The 19,450-nt window shown below is 38.8% G+C and carries 18 protein-coding genes and 1 pseudogene; 3 read left to right on the top strand and 16 right to left on the bottom strand.

Translation table 11 applies throughout. The features are described from left to right. Nucleotides 1-474 precede the first annotated feature (474 nt). A complete protein-coding gene (locus NSQ94_RS17715; RefSeq protein ID WP_082829600.1) occupies nt 475-915 on the bottom strand; it encodes an IS3 family transposase in 441 nt (146 codons plus the stop codon). Between the two features lie 18 nt (nt 916-933). Then, nucleotides 934-1,296, bottom strand: a complete 363-nt coding sequence (locus NSQ94_RS17720; RefSeq protein WP_339229761.1) for an IS3 family transposase — start codon at nt 1,294-1,296, stop codon at nt 934-936. Between the two features lie 133 nt (nt 1,297-1,429). Here NSQ94_RS17720 and NSQ94_RS17725 point away from each other — a divergent pair. Then, nucleotides 1,430-2,586 (top strand): IS3 family transposase gene (locus NSQ94_RS17725; protein ID WP_339229763.1). Its coding sequence is split into 2 segments (ribosomal slippage): nt 1,430-1,688 and nt 1,688-2,586, totalling 1,158 coding nucleotides; the frame shifts between segments, so codons are not numbered across the junction. Between the two features lie 239 nt (nt 2,587-2,825). On the opposite strand, the pseudogene NSQ94_RS17730 reads toward NSQ94_RS17725, so the two are convergent. The 11 genes and pseudogenes from NSQ94_RS17730 to NSQ94_RS17780 all read right to left on the bottom strand — a co-directional run bounded on the left by NSQ94_RS17730 (nt 2,826) and on the right by NSQ94_RS17780 (nt 13,266). Beyond that, a pseudogene (locus NSQ94_RS17730) lies at nt 2,826-3,439 on the bottom strand (ECF transporter S component). A 280-nt stretch (nt 3,440-3,719) separates the two neighbouring features. Continuing rightward, nucleotides 3,720-4,226, bottom strand: a complete 507-nt coding sequence (locus NSQ94_RS17735) for a flavin reductase family protein (protein WP_066250220.1) — start codon at nt 4,224-4,226, stop codon at nt 3,720-3,722. A gap of 181 nt (nt 4,227-4,407) precedes the next feature. Next, the gene (locus NSQ94_RS17740) at nt 4,408-5,793 is read right to left on the bottom strand and encodes a cytosine permease (protein ID WP_066250219.1); all 1,386 of its coding nucleotides are present in this window, start codon (nt 5,791-5,793) and stop codon (nt 4,408-4,410) included. A 266-nt stretch (nt 5,794-6,059) separates the two neighbouring features. Beyond that, a complete protein-coding gene (locus tag NSQ94_RS17745) occupies nt 6,060-7,493 on the bottom strand; it encodes an aldehyde dehydrogenase family protein (RefSeq protein ID WP_066250215.1) in 1,434 nt (477 codons plus the stop codon). A gap of 49 nt (nt 7,494-7,542) precedes the next feature. Further along, nucleotides 7,543-7,818, bottom strand: coding sequence for a hypothetical protein (locus NSQ94_RS17750; protein WP_066250213.1), 276 nt, complete (start codon nt 7,816-7,818; stop codon nt 7,543-7,545). A 115-nt stretch (nt 7,819-7,933) separates the two neighbouring features. Then, nucleotides 7,934-8,479: an NAD(P)H-dependent oxidoreductase gene (locus NSQ94_RS17755; protein ID WP_066250209.1), complete on the bottom strand. Its 546-nt coding sequence runs from the start codon at nt 8,477-8,479 to the stop codon at nt 7,934-7,936. Nucleotides 8,480-8,517: 38 nt separating this feature from the next. Continuing rightward, nucleotides 8,518-10,002, bottom strand: coding sequence for an aldehyde dehydrogenase (locus NSQ94_RS17760; RefSeq protein WP_066250206.1), 1,485 nt, complete (start codon nt 10,000-10,002; stop codon nt 8,518-8,520). Nucleotide 10,003: 1 nt separating this feature from the next. Beyond that, nucleotides 10,004-10,801 carry an alpha/beta hydrolase gene (locus NSQ94_RS17765; RefSeq protein ID WP_261308780.1) on the bottom strand — a complete coding sequence of 266 codons (798 nt, stop codon included), beginning with the start codon at nt 10,799-10,801 and terminating at the stop codon, nt 10,004-10,006. A 16-nt stretch (nt 10,802-10,817) separates the two neighbouring features. Beyond that, nucleotides 10,818-11,396 (bottom strand): amino acid synthesis family protein, encoded by a 579-nt coding sequence (locus NSQ94_RS17770; protein WP_082829552.1) that lies wholly within the window; start codon nt 11,394-11,396, stop codon nt 10,818-10,820. A gap of 36 nt (nt 11,397-11,432) precedes the next feature. Further along, a complete protein-coding gene (locus NSQ94_RS17775; RefSeq protein WP_066250196.1) occupies nt 11,433-12,563 on the bottom strand; it encodes an LLM class flavin-dependent oxidoreductase in 1,131 nt (376 codons plus the stop codon). A 7-nt stretch (nt 12,564-12,570) separates the two neighbouring features. Then, a complete protein-coding gene (locus NSQ94_RS17780; RefSeq protein WP_082829551.1) occupies nt 12,571-13,266 on the bottom strand; it encodes a GntR family transcriptional regulator in 696 nt (231 codons plus the stop codon). A 518-nt stretch (nt 13,267-13,784) separates the two neighbouring features. Here NSQ94_RS17780 and NSQ94_RS17785 point away from each other — a divergent pair. Then, nucleotides 13,785-14,699 (top strand): tyrosine-type recombinase/integrase, encoded by a 915-nt coding sequence (locus NSQ94_RS17785; protein WP_066250192.1) that lies wholly within the window; start codon nt 13,785-13,787, stop codon nt 14,697-14,699. A 149-nt stretch (nt 14,700-14,848) separates the two neighbouring features. Here NSQ94_RS17785 and NSQ94_RS17790 read toward each other — a convergent pair whose 3' ends face one another. Continuing rightward, a complete protein-coding gene (locus NSQ94_RS17790) occupies nt 14,849-15,274 on the bottom strand; it encodes an SIR2 family protein (protein ID WP_339193520.1) in 426 nt (141 codons plus the stop codon). A 1,132-nt stretch (nt 15,275-16,406) separates the two neighbouring features. Between NSQ94_RS17790 and NSQ94_RS17795 the strand changes: the two genes are divergently transcribed. Further along, nucleotides 16,407-16,571: a hypothetical protein gene (locus NSQ94_RS17795; RefSeq protein ID WP_311066610.1), complete on the top strand. Its 165-nt coding sequence runs from the start codon at nt 16,407-16,409 to the stop codon at nt 16,569-16,571. 31 nt (nt 16,572-16,602) lie between these two features. Here the strand turns inward: NSQ94_RS17795 and NSQ94_RS17800 are convergent, their stop codons facing one another. Both NSQ94_RS17800 and gabT read right to left on the bottom strand, forming a co-directional pair. Continuing rightward, entirely contained in the window at nt 16,603-18,000 is a 1,398-nt protein-coding gene (locus NSQ94_RS17800; protein WP_327847792.1) for an NAD-dependent succinate-semialdehyde dehydrogenase, read from the bottom strand. Between the two features lie 105 nt (nt 18,001-18,105). Then, complete coding sequence (gabT, locus tag NSQ94_RS17805) at nt 18,106-19,407, bottom strand: 4-aminobutyrate--2-oxoglutarate transaminase (protein ID WP_117017409.1); 1,302 nt, start codon at nt 19,405-19,407, stop codon at nt 18,106-18,108. Nucleotides 19,408-19,450 lie beyond the last annotated feature (43 nt).

Raw genomic sequence — 19,450 nt, forward strand, 5'->3', positions numbered from 1 at the left:
AAAATAAGAATGCACAATTTTGATTGTATAGTGATGTACAAAAATGATTTTATGGATAATTATGTTATTAAGTGGATAGTAATAACTTGACATGGAGCCTCTACGGACATGACTTACGAGCCAAGAAGCCAGCAATATCAATAGCTGGCTCCGCCTAACAAGGCTATCATGCCCGTCTCTCCATGTAAAGTTGCCCTAAGGCAATGAGAGAAACTATATAGCTTTAAACAATCATGTTTGTACATAGTTAAATTAGCATTTCCATCATAGTGTTTTCGATTTTTTTTCCATAAAAAATCCCCTCCTAGGTGTCATATCAAATAGCCTCTTTTTTTACTGTCTACCTGTAGGGGATAATACCATTTTGGTATTATGTCAATAATATGGAAACAAAAAATTAAGATTTTCACTTTGAACTCTACCGCGCTTTCGCTTGGTGGCCTCTAGATAAGATTGAGAGTTTCACCCGCAATCTTATCTAGAGGTTGTAATATCTTGATTACTACTGTAATAAAGTTTTTCATACGCAATAGGAGACATATAGTTATTAGAAGAATGAATCCGTTGATCATTATAAAAACTCACAATATATTCAAATATGCTTTGTTCCGCTTGCTTACGAGTTTGATAGTCTTGAAGAAAAACAAGTTCTTTCTTGATTACGCTATGAAACGATTCCATGCAAGCGTTATCGTAACAATTTCCTTTTCTGCTCATACTTGTCTTGATATGATGTTCACGTAATAACTTTTGATAATCTTTAGATGCATACTGGCTACCGCGATCTGAATGATGGACCAACCCTTCCTTAGGTGGTTGAGTTCTTATTGCTTGTTCTAATGCTGTTATTACTAACTCTTTGTTCATTCTTTTACTCATATACCAACCAATAATCCGCCTTGAAAACAAGTCCATTATCGTAGCTAAATACAGTCATCCTTCACGAGTCCAAATATACGTAATATCCCCAACCCAAACTTTACCTGGTTTATCTACTTCAAACTGTTGATTTAATAAGTTCGGATAAACTGGCAAGTTATGCTTCGAATTGGTTGTTGCTTTATACTTTTTCACAGTTTTTGAGCGAATATTGTTCTCACACATAATACGGCTGACCGTCTTTTGTGAGACCTTCGTTCCTTGTTCGTTAAGTACCTTTGTAATTTTAGGACTACCATATAGGCCTCTTGATTCTAAATGTGCACGTTTAATCTTTGCTGTTAGCTTTTCTTTTCGTTTCTTTTGTTGACTCTTTTCACGCTTTTTCCAAGCATAATATCCACTTTTTGCAAACACCTAATACTTGGCACATCTTCACTACACGAAACTCGTGTTGGTGTTTTTCAATGAAGTCACATATTATGATGTTAGACTAAAAAGTAGACACAGATTATTATAGTAATAATAGACTGAAAAATGAGGTGTCTACATGACAAAAAAACAAAGGCGGTACGAGGAAGACTTTAAGCGTCAAACTGTTCGTTATATTTTGGAGGAAGCGAAATCCGTTGCACAAGTGGCTCGTGAGCTCAAAATTAACGAAAATACTCTTCACGGCTGGATGAAAAAATATAAGCAAGAACCTGAAATAACAGAAACCCAAACGTTTCGATCCGAAGACCACGAAGTTCGTGAACTGAAGAAACGTATTCGGGATCTGGAGGAGGAAAACTCCATCTTAAAAAAGGCGATGCACTTCTTCGCGAAAGACCATCGGTAAAATATTCATTTATCCATGAGCATCGCTTCGATTACCGATTGGAGAAGATGTGCGAAGTATTGAAAGTTTCTCGAAGCGGTTATTATAAATGGCGTGATCGTCCCAAAAGTGCTAGACAAGAGCGTCGAGAAGAATGGACGCAGGAAGTGCGTCGTGTGTATATCGAATCTCGCCAACTGTATGGGAGTCCAAAGGTTGCCAAAAAGCTTAATCATGAAGGCATTAAGGTTTCACAGAAGACGGTTTCCCGCATAATGAACAAAGAGGGAATGAAGTCTCGTACCGTGAAAAAGCATAAGGCTACCACTAACTCAAAACATAACCATCCGGTCCACGAAAATGTCTTAAACCAACATTTTACTGTTACGAAACCAAATGAAGTATGGGTAGCTGATATCACATACATTCCAACGGATGAAGGTTGGCTTTATCTAGCTAGTATGATGGATTTGTATTCAAGGAAAATAGTCGGCTGGCATATAGACTGTTCCATGAAAAAGGAGCTAGTGTTAAGTGCTTTAAAGCAAGCCTATCAGCGTCAACAACCACAGGGTTCTATCCTCCATCATTCTGATCGAGGGAGTCAATATGCTTCAAATGACTATCAAGCTAAGCTAATGGAATACGGAATGAAATGTAGCATGAGCCGCAAAGGAAATTGTTATGACAACGCTTGTATTGAATCATTTCATGGGGTTATAAAAAAAGAACTAATCTATCAGACTCGTTATAAAACAAGGGAGGAAGCAAAAAAGAGCATATTTGAGTATATAGAAATATTTTACAATAATAAACGTATTCACTCCGCAACAGAGTATTTTTCGCCATCTGAATACGAACGTATGTACTATAAAAAGGGAGCTTAATGAACATATTAATAGAATAGTTAGACCCGAAAATTTACCTTTTAAAAATAATTAGGACAACGTCGTAATTATTTTTAAAAGGCCACCAAGCGATAGCGCGGTAGCTGCGAAAAAAAATCTATAAATTTTTGTGTCTACTTTATTGACCTAATATCATTTCTTTATTATTGTGTATATGTATTCTCGTTTGTTCACCACATTTTTATACACCTTATAAAAATGGTTGATGAGGCGTGTGCTCACAAAATCACTGTCAAGTAATATATCATCTTTTTTTCATGATATGTAAATTGCTTTTGTAACCATGGAGAGAGACGCCAAAACAATATCCCAAAAACAATACTAATAATTGCCCCCCTTGATAATGTTAAATGGTAAAATAGTGAATATAACGAGTTGTTTCAGGTCGGGAGTATTCAACACGGGAGCTTTAAGAAACAATGTGTAAGCAGGTAAAAAGACATATTAGTTTAACACACACACATTACTAACGCCATCTCAGTTATTTCTGTCGATAAGCCAAATATTATTCCTTTCTTTGATTGAATTTTTTGATTGACGTAACATACTGGTAAAATAAAAGTAACTCCGGCTATAAAATTTGCAATATGACCAATTAGAATACCAGTATTGCTACATGTAAAGGAATAGTTTAGCACATTTTTTTACATTTCAATGAGTATGCCTGCAAGTGGTCCGTATAATAAAGAAACTATTAAGGCTGATACATCACTAAAATCGACCAGTAAAAAGTTGGGGAACAGGAGAATTGGAAAACTGAGCATCATTAATAAGTATGACAAATCGTCGAAACGCCGATTAATACAAAAGTACGTACGTTCCATTTATTCACACTCCTTCCCATCTTATCATTGACCTATTTCTTACAAAAAAAGGGGTTATCGCGTTGGTAACAATGAAATACACTCTAATCGTAGTGACGCTAACAACCCCTTTTATTCTTTATAGTTTGTAAATTGTATCCAATAACTGTTGTGTCTATATGGAGAAAAGTACTTACTTAATCGTCTTATCATTGTAATTTTTTTGTTTTATCTGAATATAATTACATATATTTCGTTTCTCATTGTTGTTCACCGTACATCCTATAGGATCTTTGCAATGAATTGCCTTTATTGTGTTGTATAAAATTCAGCTGGGATAGTGGCAAAATGTCTACGATGATACAGCATTGGAAGCTTTTTATTGTTCATTTGGATGTCGATGACTTCTCCAATGAGAATTGTGTGGTCACCAGCTTCCACTGTTTTAAATGTTTGGCATTGAAGTACGGCGAAAGTATCTTCAATAATAGGAAGGTGATTGCTGGAAAAAGTCCATTGGCAGGTGTTAAAACGATCGACACCTTTGCTTGCAAATGTTTTGCATAATTCTCTTTGGTCTCCAGCCAGTATGTGTACGGCAAACTTCCCAGCACTAATAAAGTCATTAATGGACGAAGCCTTATGATCAATGCACCAAAGCACCATGAGAGGGTCTAGTGAAACTGAAGTAAATGAGTTCACAGTTAATCCGACAGGGTTCCCATCGCTGGATGTGGTAGTAATGATAGTTACTCCTGTTGGATAGTTTCCCATTACTTCTTTGAATAAACGTTGCTTCTCTTCTTTTGAGAACATATATATCTATTCCTCCCTCTAGAAATATTGATTTATCAAGGCTTTGCGGACTTCCAAACTTGAAGGGTGGCATATTGGAATGATTTGATAAGCAGCAAGTCCACCTATAGATTCTGCTCTATATTGCGATGATGTCCATGATACAAATAGAGTTATTCATTTTGCGTCAGCGAAAATATTTTTAAGGTGTATTCATATAGTTATTCATTCCAGTCATATCAATGGGATCATGTAATTTACGTTTCATAGGAAAGTAATATAGTACGGCGGGTACAACTAACCCTACAGCCCATGCAATATCTGCTCCATCAAATGCTTTTGCGAAAGATCCGACATATATAGTAGTATTTATGAAAGGAATTTCAGCGAGAATTGCTACAACAAATGCTATAATGGCAATCCAGTTTACTTTTCCATAGCAACCATTTACATCAAAGATATCTTTAACGCTGTAAAGACCTCGACGCAACAAATAATAATCAACAAGATTGATAGATGTCCAAGGAATTAGAAAATAACTGATGAAAAAGATAAAATTCATGAAAAACGAAAGAAAATTCCCTTGCCCCCAAATACATAATGCAGTGCCTATAATCGTTATACAAAGTAGGAACCACATTCGAACTTTCGGTGTGACGCGAAATTTATAGAATGGTTCTAACGTTGTAACTGTAGACATAAATGCGCCGTACAAGTTAAATACATTGATTGATAATTGCCCAAGAACAATAACGATATACATAATAATGGAGAAATTACCGAATAATTTAGCCAAGTTACTTCCAGAATCCTCAAGATAATACGGAATTGACGCAGTTAAAATAGCACCTAAAATCATCATCCAAGAACTACCAATAACTGTACCACAATAACTGTACCAAAATGTGTGAGATGTTTTAGTGTTGATTGGGAGGTAACGTGAATAATCCGCAACATATGGTGCATATGATAATTGCCAAGTCGAGGTAATACTTACAGCTAGTAAAAATGCTGACATATTAAATTGATCTAGTGCCCAACTATTTTCCGGTATTGGTAATTGGAAAATAATAATATAGGTAGCAATTAGGAAGATAATGAAAGATAACCAAGAGAAATATTTTTGCATCTTGTGAATTAAATCATAGCCATAAAGGGCAATAATGAAACATACCGCGTTCATGATCAAGATACTCCAATTCAAATCGATTGAAAGTGCACTACTTAAGGTTTGAGCTCCAAGTAATCCACTGCTTGCGAAATAGCCGAAATAAATAAACATGACAAGGAATAATGGTAGAATTGCTCCAATAACCCCAAATTGAGCCCGACTCTGGATCATCTGTGGAATCCCAAGTTGCGGCCCCTGAGCAGAGTGGGATGCCATGAAAAGCGCTCCAAGCAGGTTACCCACAATAATCGCGACCAAGCTCCAGAACAGATTAAGCCCCAAGGTGACTGTTAGTGCTCCTGCCACAAGAGTTGTTATATGCATATTTGCTCCAAACCATACAGGGAATAAATCCCTGGCTCTCCCATGCCGCTCTTCTGATGGTATATATTCAATACTACGTGTTTCAATTTTCATTTGTTGTACCTCCCGATACGATTATTGTTGACAACGCTTACGAAATAAAAATCTATTTACTAAACGCGCTTCATTATTAGCGCATGTAGCGCACTTCTTGACAAACGAACTGGTCAATGGGTTAAAATGAGTAATAGAATTTAATTTTTTAGGATATGCTTTTTTTTTTGCCTTTTTGATTCTTATTTGTTTGAAATTAGGTCATTGGCTTTTTTATCAAAGGATCGCCCCGTCAGTATTTTAATTTTCAAGGCTAGCGAAGAGATCTAATTCCGGTTCCATACGACAAGCTTTAGTTCTGTCATTTCTTCAATTGCATATTTCACCCCTTCCCGCCCGTAACCACTCTCCTTCACACCGCCATAAGGCATATGGTCAACGCGAAAGGTTGGAATATCATTGATCATGACCCCACCAACATGCAATTTTTCCGCTGCTATCATTGCTGTGTGAATATTTTCAGTATAAATTCCAGATTGTAAGCCATAACGTGAATCATTTACCAAGTTTATGGCTTCTTCCACTGATCTTACTTTATTAATTAGAACAATAGGCGCAAACACTTCTTGGCAGGATACTTTTAACGCAGGATCCGCCTCTAATATTACAGTAGGATGCAAGATGTTGCCTTTTGCTTTTCCACCTAAGACAACTTTCGCTCCGTATTCTCGAGCTTCTTCAATCCAATCTAGACAGCGTTGTACATCGTTAGGCGAAATTAATGCGGACAGGTCTGTTTCTGGATCAAGAGGATCGCCCAGTTTTAGCATCTCTGTTTGCTTTATAAATTTTTCAACAAACTCATCATAGTGTTCTTCGTGGACATAAATTCGCTGTAGAGAAATGCAAATCTGTCCTTGAAAGGAAAATGCACCAGCTACGCAGCGGGAAACAATCTTATCTAGATTTCTTACTCCCTTGTCAATGATTACCGCAGAATTTGAACCGAGTTCTAAAGTTACTCGTTTCAACCCCGCTTTATTTCTAATAGAAATCCCTACAGCTGGACTACCGGTAAATGTAATCATTTTGACCCTTTCATCTTTTACAATCATGTTACCAACCATGCTACCGCTTCCCGTAATAACATTGAGTGCCCCCTTAGGTAAGCCAGCCTGTTGTAAAAGTTCGGCGATAAAGAAAGCAGATAGCGGAGTTTGGGAGGCTGGTTTAAGTACGATTGTGTTTCCGGAAGCGATTGCAGGCCCAATTTTATGGGCTACTAGGTTCATTGGAAAATTGAAAGGTGTTATTGCTCCTATGACCCCAAACGGTTCTCGTACTGTATAGGCAATGCGATTTTCTCCACCCGGAGCCGCATCTAACGGTAATATTTCGCCATAAATCCGCTTGGCTTCTTCAGCAGCAAATTTGTATGTTTGAATAGTCCTATCTACTTCTATTTTTGCTGTTTTAATTGGTTTACCAGCTTCCAGAGCAATGATTCGCGCTGCTTCATCGGATCTTTGTTCAAGCAGTAAAGATAAGGTTTCTAAAATTTTTGCGCGCTTATGGCTAGGCATTTTTTCCATCTCTTTCTGAGCACAGTAGGCCGATTCGATCGCTTGTTCCACTTCTATCTCTGTTGCAACAGGAATTTGAGCAATTATTTCTTCAGAATAAGGAGAATGTAAGGAAAAATATTTTTTAGTTTCCACCCATTCTCCATTGATGAACAATTTTCTTCTCATGCTCTTCATCATCCTTATTATCAAATAATTTCAATCAACCACATTGCTTTATCGGGATTTAAGTTTGAGAATAAAAATATTCTTGTAGTTTGATAGTTAAACCACCGTTTCCAAACTTACATCTAGAACTTCTGTTTAGGGTATGCTTGTTTTGAACGAATTCAAGAAAAGATAATATCTTTTTTCTTCTCTCTAAAATATTTCTGAATCCTTGATTAAAAAACCAAGAATCAATGGTATTATATATTCCTCTATTGATCCCGTATCTTTCACAGCAAAAGCGCGTAAAAGACAAATCGGTCAAGTTGATCTTCTCTTCCATTGTTGGATTCATTCTATATCCTCCTCTCGTCATAATTTAGAAAAAATAAGATATTCTATGAGGGAGAAATCGTTAGATTGTAACCAAAACATACTGATTGAGGGAATTATTTCATATATGTTCGTTGTTATATTTTATTTTCTTTTAGAGACATTTGCATATAAACCACTTCTTTGGCTAGCTTCCTGATTCTATCCAATACTTCCTGATCAATTAACTCGTTCTGCGGGCTAAAATGGTCGTTGTGAACGTATACATAGTTGGGAGAGACAAAGGCTCGAAAATAACCAGCGATTGGTTTTAATTGATTTTCAATCACCAAATAATGTTGATAAGTGCCACCTGTCGCTACAAATCCCATGACCTTGTTCCGGAGAGCCTGTGGGGGCACCAAATCAAATAAATTCTTGAGAACCCCGGTAATGGATCCTTGAAAGATCGGTGTACCTATAATATAGAAATCAGCAAGGCTAACAATATCGATGACTTTTTTTGTATCCCCAGTGTAAGTAGAAGGATCGCGACCATCACAAAACTGGACATCATAATTTTTCATATCCAGTAACTCGATGTCGACTTCTGGATGATATCGCTTTACTTCTTCTAAAACCTTTGCGACAACGATCCGTGTTTTTGATCCTGTAATTGTCCCAGATATACCCAATAATTTCAAAAGTATCCCACCCTATGTTGTATTGATAAATGTATTGCTTACCTCATTATGAACGGATCTAGCATCGGTTCAGATGAAGTATTTACCCAAACGACCTTGCTTTGGGTATATTCGTAAATCGCTTCATACCCACTTTCTCGCCCGTATCCACTCCAATGCGATCCACCAATAGGAGCAATAGGAGAAATGCTTCTATAGGTATTTATCCAAACAATCCCAGCTTTTAAAGATTTGGAAACTCGGTGAGCCCTTGACAAATTATTCGTCCAGATTCCTGCAGCCAATCCATAATTCGTTCCGTTGGCTAGTGCAATCACTTCTTCCTCTTTTTCAAACGGAATGACACTCAATATGGGACCGAAAATTTCTTCTTGAGCAATACGGATTTTGGTATCCGTATGTTCAAAAATAGTTGGTTTAAAATACCATCCTTTCTTTAAAGACGCTGGTTTCTTTCCACCATAAATAAGATGTGCCCCTTGTTCTTTTCCTAAACTTACATAATATTCCACCTTTTTTAATTGTGATTCAGTAGCTAATGGGCCTAATTCAGTCTTTGAATCCATTGGATCACCAATGATGATTTTAGAAGTACGATCTACTAATTTCTCTAGCACTCGATCATAAATGTTTTTCTGAAGAAATGCTCGTGATCCGGCTATACAGCTCTGACCAGCAGCTCCGAAAATCCCCGCGATTATACCAAGGGCTGCACTATCAGGATCAGCATCATCGAAAACGATATTAGGGGATTTTCCTCCCAATTCTAAAGTAAGCCGAGCAAAGTTGTTCGAAGAATTACGGATAACGTGCCGCGCTGTTTCCGGTCCCCCGGTGAAGGCAACACGTCTGACAAGCGGATGACTTGTTAAACTGTTTCCTACAGGGTCGCCAAATCCGGTTACAACATTTACAACGCCCGGTGGAAACCCCGCCTCTTCAATTAGAGGCATTAATTCTAGCAGAGACGCAGATGTAACCTCTGATGGTTTTATAACTATGGTATTACCCGCTGCCAAGGCTGGAGCAAGCTTTAATGTCGTAAGATAGAGCGGGGAATTCCAAGGAGTAATTGCAGCCACAACTCCCAAAGGTTCACGTGATGAAAAAACGAGCATATTTTGTTTATCGATAGGGAGTGTTTCTCCGTGAATTTTATCGGCTAAACCTGCATAGTAATAATAAAACTCTGGTAGGTATTGCAGTTGTCCCCGCATTTCACGGATAAGCTTCCCGTTATCTAATGTTTCGAATTTCGCTAAATTATCAACCTGTTCAGCAATCAAGTCTCCTAAACGCCGTAAAAGTTTTCCGCGTTGGGTATATGTCATAGATGACCATTTAGAACTTTCAAAAGCCTGGTGAGCTACTTTTACAGCACGATCCACATCCTCTGCTGTTCCTTTGGCCACTAAGCACCAAGGTTCTTCAGTAGCTGGATTATAGCTTTCAAAATACTCCCCACTACTTGATTCAACCCATTCCCCATTGATATACATTTTGTATCTTTTAAGTTCACTCATTCTATTCTTTCCATTCCCTTCCACTATACTTTTCTAATGTTGAAAGCAAAAGTTGATTTAGTTGACCCCCTGCTTCGATAGGTAACATATGTTTGATACCCGGTATTATCACGACTTCGGAATGTGGGATTAAATTTCCCATAAGTTCAGCCATCTCAGGTGTTGAGCCTTGATCGAGTTCCCCTGTTACAATCAATGTCGGGCACTTAATTTCAGGTAATCGATCATATACCTCAGCATCTGCTGTTGCGAATACTCGATAAGCAGCAAGGTAAGCATCAGGGTTATTTGTTTCTAAACGATAGCGAATACGCCTAATTACCTCTGGATGCTCGGATATAAAAGTACGCGTAAACCATCGTTTTATCGCAGCATTAATAGTTGTCTTATGCCCATGTTCCTCTACTTCCTTTATTCGGGAAAGCACACCTTTACGCTGCTCATCATTTCGTCTAGCGACAGAACTGATGAGAGTCAGAGAAGATAATTTTTCTGGATGTTGGATCGCGTAGCTTTGAGCAACTAGTCCTCCCATTGAAAATCCGATCAGATGTGCCTGTGGAATGTCTAGATTAGAAAATAGAACATCTAATTGTTCCACAAATTGAGATAGGGTATAGGGAACGGGGGGACAGGCTGACTTGCCATGTCCCATCATATCATAGCTAATCACTCTATATTGTGAAGATAATGCATAAACTTGTTGCTCCCACATCGTTAAATCTAATCCAACACCATGAATTAAAATAACAGGTTCACCCTTCCCGACGTCAGTATAGTAGGTAAATTGCCTGTTCATCAAAAACCCCCTCATATTATTTAAATCCCATTTCCAACATGTCTTGATGGCGATCTCCAATACGCGGATGCGGCCGTCCTCCGGTAGAAGCACCAATTGCAACCATAATTTCGTCTGATCGAGGCGCATCAGGTATGTTAATTTCAAAGGTAATGAAATGAGAACGCTTTGAGTCATCCGTTTTATGAACCATAGGAACCGTAATATAAGAACCTGGGCCTCCCCGTTTATTGGTGAAAGGTAAAATACTAGTACCTTGTACAGCATCACGAAACTTATTACCAAACCGGAAGGTATGGATCAATGCAGACGCATGTTCTACTTCTCCGTCTACACCTACTAGAGCTGCTTTACCGAAGGCCTCGACTTCATCGGGAGAATCTATAACTTCGAACAACTTTTTTACAAGCAGTTCTCCCAATTTAGGAGCACAAGCTAGTATCTCTGGTTTTAAATCTTCTACGTACCCGCGTCCGTGCCATGGATTACGAATAACTGCAATAGCTGAAATGGTACGGATCGGTGGATTCACTTCTTTGCCACCCTCGACCCAAGTTTCTTCGACAACTGTGTATACCTTGCGAACTTCCAACATTAGCATTTCTCCTCCAGTATTCTTAAGTAAAAAATCCTATTTTTTAAATCTCGGCATGACTTCTTCTGCGAATAATTTAATGCTTCGCATAATTTTTTCATGAGGCAGGTTACCATGGTTCGTCCAGAGTAACAAATACTGCAAATTAAGCTCTTCTTTAAGCTCTTGAATTTTTTCCGCTACGTAATCTGGTGTTCCGAAAAGCAAATTGCGTGGATGCAAAAATTCATAACTAAGTTGAGTGTCTGGTTTTAATTCCTCACCAGGGTTCATCAGATTGCCAAATCCACGCCAATGGCAAATCCAACGATAAGTACGCAATACGGCTTCCTCTGCATCTCTTCTAGCCTCTTCCATCGTTTTAGCTACATAACAGTCTCGAACGAGAGCAAGGCCTTCTCCAAGTTCTACCTGAGTTCCTTTTGCCTCTGAAAGAGCTTCCCGATATAATTCAAAGCGTCTTTTTAACTCTTTCACCGTAGGCATCCAGAAGATTCCGTTCACTTGATGCTCGGCGGCCCATTTAATAGATCTCGGTGAATCAATCACTTGCCAGATCCGAGGATGTGGCCGCTGATAGGTTGGCGGCATAATGGAAATCTTTTTGATCTCACCTTTTTCCATATCCATATATTCTTCGGACGGTGGGCTTAACGGGTGATTCCACTTCAATCCTGGTGCAGGAAATTGATAAAATTCACCTTCGTGGGAGAAGAAACGCTGGGACCAAGCTTTGATCAGAATTTCGTAGGTTTCCTCAAATAACGCTCTATTCTTTTCCTGATCACGTGGATCAGCTAATTGATTTAAATTCATTGCTTCTCGTCCATACAATCCGCGTCCAATTCCGACTTCAATACGTCCGCCGCTCAATTGATCCAACAAAGCTATATCTTCTGCTAAACGCAGTGGATGCCAAAAAGTAATAATGTTAGCCGCTTGACCAATCCGAATTCGTTTAGTCCGTGCTGCTATATCTGCTCCCATTAAAATTGGGTTGGGTATCAACTCGTTACCTTCATGACCAAAATGATGCTCCGTATACCAAATAGAATCAAATCCTGCCTGATCACAATAAACCGCTTGCTCTCTTGCTTCATCAAGAACTTTGGGAAATTCATTATGTCTACCAGGACCCGCCAGATTCGCGAATATACCGAATTTCATCTTTAGATTACCTCCCTGTTTTTGATTTATTATCACGAAACAACTCAGCTTTCATGAATTCCATTAATTTTGATCCACTTGCCTTCACATGCTCTCTCATCATTTTCTCAGCTAATTGATGGTCTCCGGATGTAATCGCTTCTACGATACGTCGATGTTCTTCCACAGATTTCTCTAAACGTTGGGGTTGATCAAGTGTCATATAAACAAAGCGTCTGTAAGGAAGCTGGTTAATTAAGAGATTAAAATGATACAGAAGTTTGCTGTTTCCAGATCCTCTAATAATAGCGTCATGAAAGCGATCATTAGCTTCAACGTAATCATCAATATTTCTGTTTTTTGCTGCCTCATCCATGTCTTCCATAGCTTTTATTAGCTCCTGTAACTCAGGTACTTTTTCTCTTTGAGCCATATGTCCGGCTGCAAGTCCCTCAAGAACTTCTTTTAATGCAAACAACTCCGTAATTTCTTTCTCGGTTGGTTTGGTGACACAAGTACCTACTCGTGGGATGATTTCCACCAAACCTTCTCTTTGTAGTTGTTTCAAAGCTTCGCGAACCGGAGTACGACTTACACCTAATTTCTGTGCTAATGCAGCTTCAGAAAGTTTTTCACCCATAGCTAATTGTCCTGAAACGATTGCCTGACGAATGATATTTGTTACTTGCGCATGAATGCTCTCAGTTGATACTGAAAAATTCAACTTATCCCCCCCTAACAAACTATGTGCCATGTACCATGTACCATACAAGATGTCTTCGATGTAATTTTAATTTATAATATTTAGATTTGTCAATATATTTTGATAAATAATCCATTAAACTGCACACAAGATGTTTAATGTTTAGTAACAAGTGAAGGCTATTCACCACAAAATTTAAAGACCGAATACAGTTTTTGATGATGATCCAATAAAAATTAGTAGGAAGTTCTTATTTCTTTATTGTTTAGAAGCATTGTAATCCTGTAATTATCAATCCGATCTATGATATGGAAAGGCTCATTCACTGCAAACCAGGACAGCTCCCAAAAGACTACGGGTCGCCGATGTTAAATTTATTGCGTCTCTAATATTTTTTATCTAAACTTATCATATAATCTGTATTATATGTCTATCGATCTCAGTTTTTCTATGATATACTCGTCACATAAGGTTATTTTTTCTGGTGTTTTGCCAAAAGCAACAAAATAAACTCGTCATATAAGATCGAGGTGAATCCAATGCTGCACGAATACGAGACGTACCTCAAGGAGAAGGGGTGTTCCCCGAACACGGTGATCTCCTACTTGAATGACGTGAATCAGTTTTTGAAGGACTTGGATCTGCGCTTCGGCGACTATGTGACCTCGGCGGACATCCGCAAATGGATCCAGCAAATGTTAAGTCCGGTAGAAGGGAAACCGCTCGCGACCTCAACGATCAACCGGCGGCTGAACGCGCTGCGCAGTTTTTACGGCTGGGCAGTGGAGAAAGGGTATTTCGACCAGGATCCGATGAAAGGCATTTCGGATTTGAAAACGGCCGACGAAGATCAGGAGACGATCATGTGGCTGACGGAGGAGGAGTTTGAAGATTTGTTGCATCGAATGCGGAAAATGCCGATCCATAGCCGCGGTGTGGATCCAGAGGAGAAATACCGTCGCGACCGGGCGATCGTGTACCTGTTTGTCTACGCCGGTTTGCGGTTGGAGGAGTTGTCGAACTTAAAGCTTACGGATATTGACCTCGACATGAAGCGCCTCCGGATCGTCAACAAGGGGATGAAGGTGCGCACGGTCCCGATCTCCAACATCCTGTTTGCGGAGCTTCAGGATTGGCTGGCGTTTCGAGCAGAGATGGCAAAAAAGAAGCCGCACGTGGACGCATCTCCCTACGTCTTTTACAGCCAGCGCTCACCGAAGTTTTCCGTACGCGGTATTCAGCGCATGGTCGAAAGCTACAGTCCACCAGGCAAAAAGCTGACGCCTCATATGTTTCGCCACACGTTCTGCAAGTGGATGTTAAAGGCGACAAACAACGATATTGAGAAAGTGCGCCGACTCGCTGGGCATAGCCACATCGCGACGACTTCCCGGTACTTAAAGGACAGTTACAGCGATTTGGCGGATGCGGTCGAGGCGTTGCCGAAGTTCTAATTTGAATTATTTTATTTCGCTCGTGAAAACGTAGGCCTCTCTATTTCAGCTGAAACACCGTATTAACATGGAGTGAGGTGAGTAGTAGACTTGTTTCCTAATCGAAAGTACAAAGATTAGAAATCAGTTTGCTTATTATCAGTTTTTTACTATGTTAGTTGTTCAAATATAACTTTGAGTGCTTTAACATAATTCAAATATTTACCGTTATTATCTTTATTGACGTTAATTCCTATAGGGATTAAGTTTATTTTTAAGTATTCTTTTGCATCAAAGACGTGCAGGTTGGGAACGATGATGAAGTGTTCTCCGCCAATATTTTTAATTATTTTTGAGTACAAATCTTTAAAATAATAGTCATTAAAAGAGAACCCAATGAACAATAATTTTCTGTTTCCCAAAATCGAGTAAAGTTTGCTAGTAATTTTATCATCAGAGTAAAAATTATTATAGTCATCCTCATCTACAATCATTGATGCTGGTTTGTCGATATGTCCATGTAAATGTATAACTCTATGTTTTTTCTCATTTAAAACTTCTTGGATATCTTCTATATCATCCATACATAATGGCATAACGAAATCATCTCTATAATCTGTTAAAGCATTATCATAATTTGTAGTTATATAAAAATCGGAACAGAGTGTTGCAGTATACCTATATCAAAATTATGTATAAATATACATATATGTGATCTATCCATCAAGGGCTTGGCGTGAATCCTCTGTAGCCATGATTCTTTAGTCAAGCGTCAGCTTCAATAATTTTAGCAAAACCTAAAGCTCTCTCCATGTATAGCCCCTTTGCATATCACTGCATAAGGATTTTTCGATTCTCTGCCCTTTTATTTTGGAAAAAAACAGAAACCCTAATGAACTGGAAGCTGACTATGAAGTGCCCAGTTATCAACGATACTAAACTTAGGTTGTGGAAATCCAAATATTGATACCTGAACCATTTGAAATTTAGAGAAATTAAGAACAAAAATAAAAAAATTTTAACTTCTAATCAAGTTTTTTATTTGAACATTTTACATTTTTTTGTTCTAAGAGCCATAAGACTCTCAAAAGAAAAAAGGACTTCACCCCTCATTTGCAGAATTTTTGATGTGGCCTAAACACAATAATTCGCTAGGGGGAAGTCACTTTGTACATTCTACAAGAAAGTCTATTTTCCTTTTTGAAGAACTGTAAATTTTAGATTCTAAAGAAAATTTGCCAAATCTTTTTTAGTGCTCTTGATTTACGTCCCTTTGCTAAGCAATTCTTCACCCCAAGGGGGGCTGAAGGTCATTCTAAGGAAAGGAATTTTAAGAGCTCTTATTGCTGCTCCATTAAAAGGTTTTGATACGTTTACAGCCCTTCGTAACCGATTGGATTAAGACATTCATTCCGTTATCAATGCGGTTTAAATCGGTCGACCTGCACCATCTATCTCTACTTTTAGTACAGTATTTTCCATGAACACACTCAAAAAAATCTAGCAGAAAAAATCTTTTATGATCTTGTCCAGATAGGCCAAGCTGAAGGCGTGATCAATGGAGGGCATCAGGCTATCGATAGTGCCGCCATTAACGCCTATGAAAAGAACAAGCCTAAAAACAAACAGGCAATGCAAATTGGGGAGCAAAGTTTGATTCTTTTAGCAATAAAATCACTTGGTTTGGCCATAAAGTGCATCTTTCTGTAGATACGTGAATTACCGATTGTGATCGAAGTAACTCCAACTCATGTAAACGATGGAGAAGTCGACCCAACATTGATCGGAAATGTGACAGATTGTACAAATTTCCAAATCGAATTTCTGATCATGGATGGTGGATATAACCAACTTTATGAAAAACCGATTAGTTTCTATCAAATTGAAAATTAACAGCTGTTAAAAGCTCCCTGCAAAAAGTCCTTTATTTATAAATATCCCCGATTGACAAATATTTCGTTTCCAAATACGGTTCAATGCCTTCCACTCCACCTTCACGGCCGATTCCGCTTTCTTTCATTCCTCCAAAAGGAGCGTGGGCAGCAGATGGAGAACCGTCATTCCAGCCGATAATTCCGAAATCTAAATGCTCATGCAGATAGATGCCTGTTCTATAGTCATTTGTAAAAAAGTAAGCGGCCAGACCATAAGGCGTGCTGTTTGCAATATTAACAGCTTCTTCTAATTCCTGAAACGTTGTGATTGGCAAAATGGGTCCAAATGTTTCCTCTTGCATAATCTTCATGTTCTCATTGACATTTTTGAGAACCGTCGGATAAACAAAGAAATAGCCTTTTTCCTTATTTGCATTGTATTTATTGCCGCAAAGAACTTCAGCACCTTTACTGATTGCATCGTTGACCTGCGAGACAATCTTATTAAAGCCTTTTTCATTAATAACTGGCCCAATTTGAGTTCCTTTTTCCAAACCATTTCCAACTTTTAATTTTTTAACTTCATTTGTTAATTTTTCAGCAAATTCCTCTACAATGCTTTCATGCACTAGAACTCTGTTTGCACAAATACATGTTTGACCGGCATTTCTGAACTTGGAAGCTATCGTTTGTTCTACCGCCAAGTCAATATCAGCATCATGTGCAACAATGACCGGTGCGTGGCCGCCTAATTCCATTGAAACATGTTTAACCGTACTGGCACTGTCTCTGATCAATAATTTTCCTACAGGGGTCGAGCCGGTAAACGTAATTTTTCTGACATATTTGCTTTCCGTAAATATTTTTCCTACCTCACTGCCATAGCCATTCACACATTGAATTACATCCGCTGGTATTCCGGCTTTATGAGCGAGCTCAATCAATTTCATCGTTGTTAACGGGGTATCTTCTGCTGGTTTCACAACGAATGTACATCCAGCTGCCAATGCCGGTGCAGCTTTTCTTGTCATCATTGCGGCTGGAAAATTCCAAGGAGTAATGGCTGCAACCAATCCTACCGGTTGGCGGCTGACAATGATACGTTTGGATTCCGTATTTGCAGGAATTGTTCGTCCATAAAGCCGTTTCGCCTCTTCTGCATACCAATCAATGTAACTAGTTGCATAGTCAACTTCACCCAATGATTCGTGCAAAGGTTTACCGCTTTCCATTGTCATGATCTTTGCAAGATCATCTTTATGTTCTTGGATTTTTTTAGACCAAAGCTTTAATAGTCTCGATCGTTCATGTGCATTTATTTTTGACCACTTTCGGAAACTTTCATGCCCTCTCCGCAATGCAAGATTAATCTCTTCTTCTGTATCTGCCTTTACTTCCTGGATCAACTCACCTGTTGCAGGATTCGTGACTTTAATCGTCGCTGCCATCAAGGTTTACCTCCCTCTGGGTTTTTCTTTGCCGGGATATAATAATATATAACGCCACTGGTTAATGGATTCCCGGCAATTTTATCCTCAGTTTCTTCACCCAGTTCATTGAGCAAAAGCTTTTTCCAATATGGATAACCCTTTATTTAATTCCTCGTCAGTAATAACCAACGGAGCTAAAAAGCGTATAATATTTCCATCAATACCAGCTGAAAGCAATAAAAGACCATGTTCATTCGTATATTTCAGAATTTGATTCGTTTTCTCTTTATTCGGTCGTTTGTTCTGACGGTTATCTACGATCTCCACCGCTACCATAGCACCTAAGCGGCGAATTTCCCCCACAAACTCATGTTTCGCTTGTAATTCCAGCAGTTTTTTCTCAATCTTTTGTCCCAGTATTTCTGATTTTGTGAGCAAATCCTCTTCTTCGATGATATCAATGACTGCCAGTGCGGCGGCACAAGCTACAGGATTCCCAGCATACGTTCCACCCAGTTCACCCGGATCGGCAGCATTTAAAATTTCCGCCTTGCCTACTACACCACTTAAAGGCAACCCGGCAGCCAATGACTTGGAAACAGTAATCAAATCCGGGACAACATCAAAATGTTCAATTGCAAACAATTTGCCTGTACGGCCAAAACCAGTTTGAATTTCATCTGCCACAAAAACAATACCGTGATCATCACAGAAGTCCCTGACAAATTTGACAAATTTCTTCGGTGGGATAATAAAACCGCCTTCCCCTTGAACAGGTTCCATTACGATACAAGCAACCGTTTCAGGTGCCACAGTAGCAGCGAAAAACCTCTTGAATTCTTCAATCGTCCAATCAATATATTGTTCATCTGTCATATGATCCGGTTTTCGGTACAAGTATGGATAAGGAGCTTGATACACTTCTGAAGCAAAAGGACCAAATCCGAATTTATATGGTTTGACTTTGCTCGTCATGCTCAACGTCAGATTCGTTCTTCCATGAAACCCTCTGACAAATGAAACGACCGCTTGTCTGCCTGTAAATTTACGGGACACTTTAACTGCATTTTCGACTGCTTCAGCCCCCGAATTAAAAAGAATTGCTTGTTTATCAAAGTTGCCTGGAGTAATCTTGCATAATTTTTCCGCCAGCTTAATGTATCCTTCGTACATGATCACATTAAAACCAGGATGCAAAAATTTATCAACCTGTTCTTTTACCGCAGCCGTTACTTTGGGATGACTATGCCCTACATTTAAAGTTCCGATTGCCCCTGCAAAATCTATCCATTCATTCTGGTCAATGTCTACGATGGTAGCCCCTTTTGCATGATGCGCAATACTTAAATTTCCATTGCTCACCCCTTTAGGAACATACTTTTTCCGTTTAGCCTGCAAGTCTTCCATCGTTGTCGATGATGCCATTTTTTCATTGCCTCCTCAAAATCAATATATATACGAATTATGT

Origin of the sequence: Aeribacillus sp. FSL K6-2833 (assembly GCF_037965815.1) — a bacterium.
Classification (GTDB): Bacteria; Bacillota; Bacilli; order Bacillales; family Aeribacillaceae; genus Aeribacillus; species Aeribacillus composti.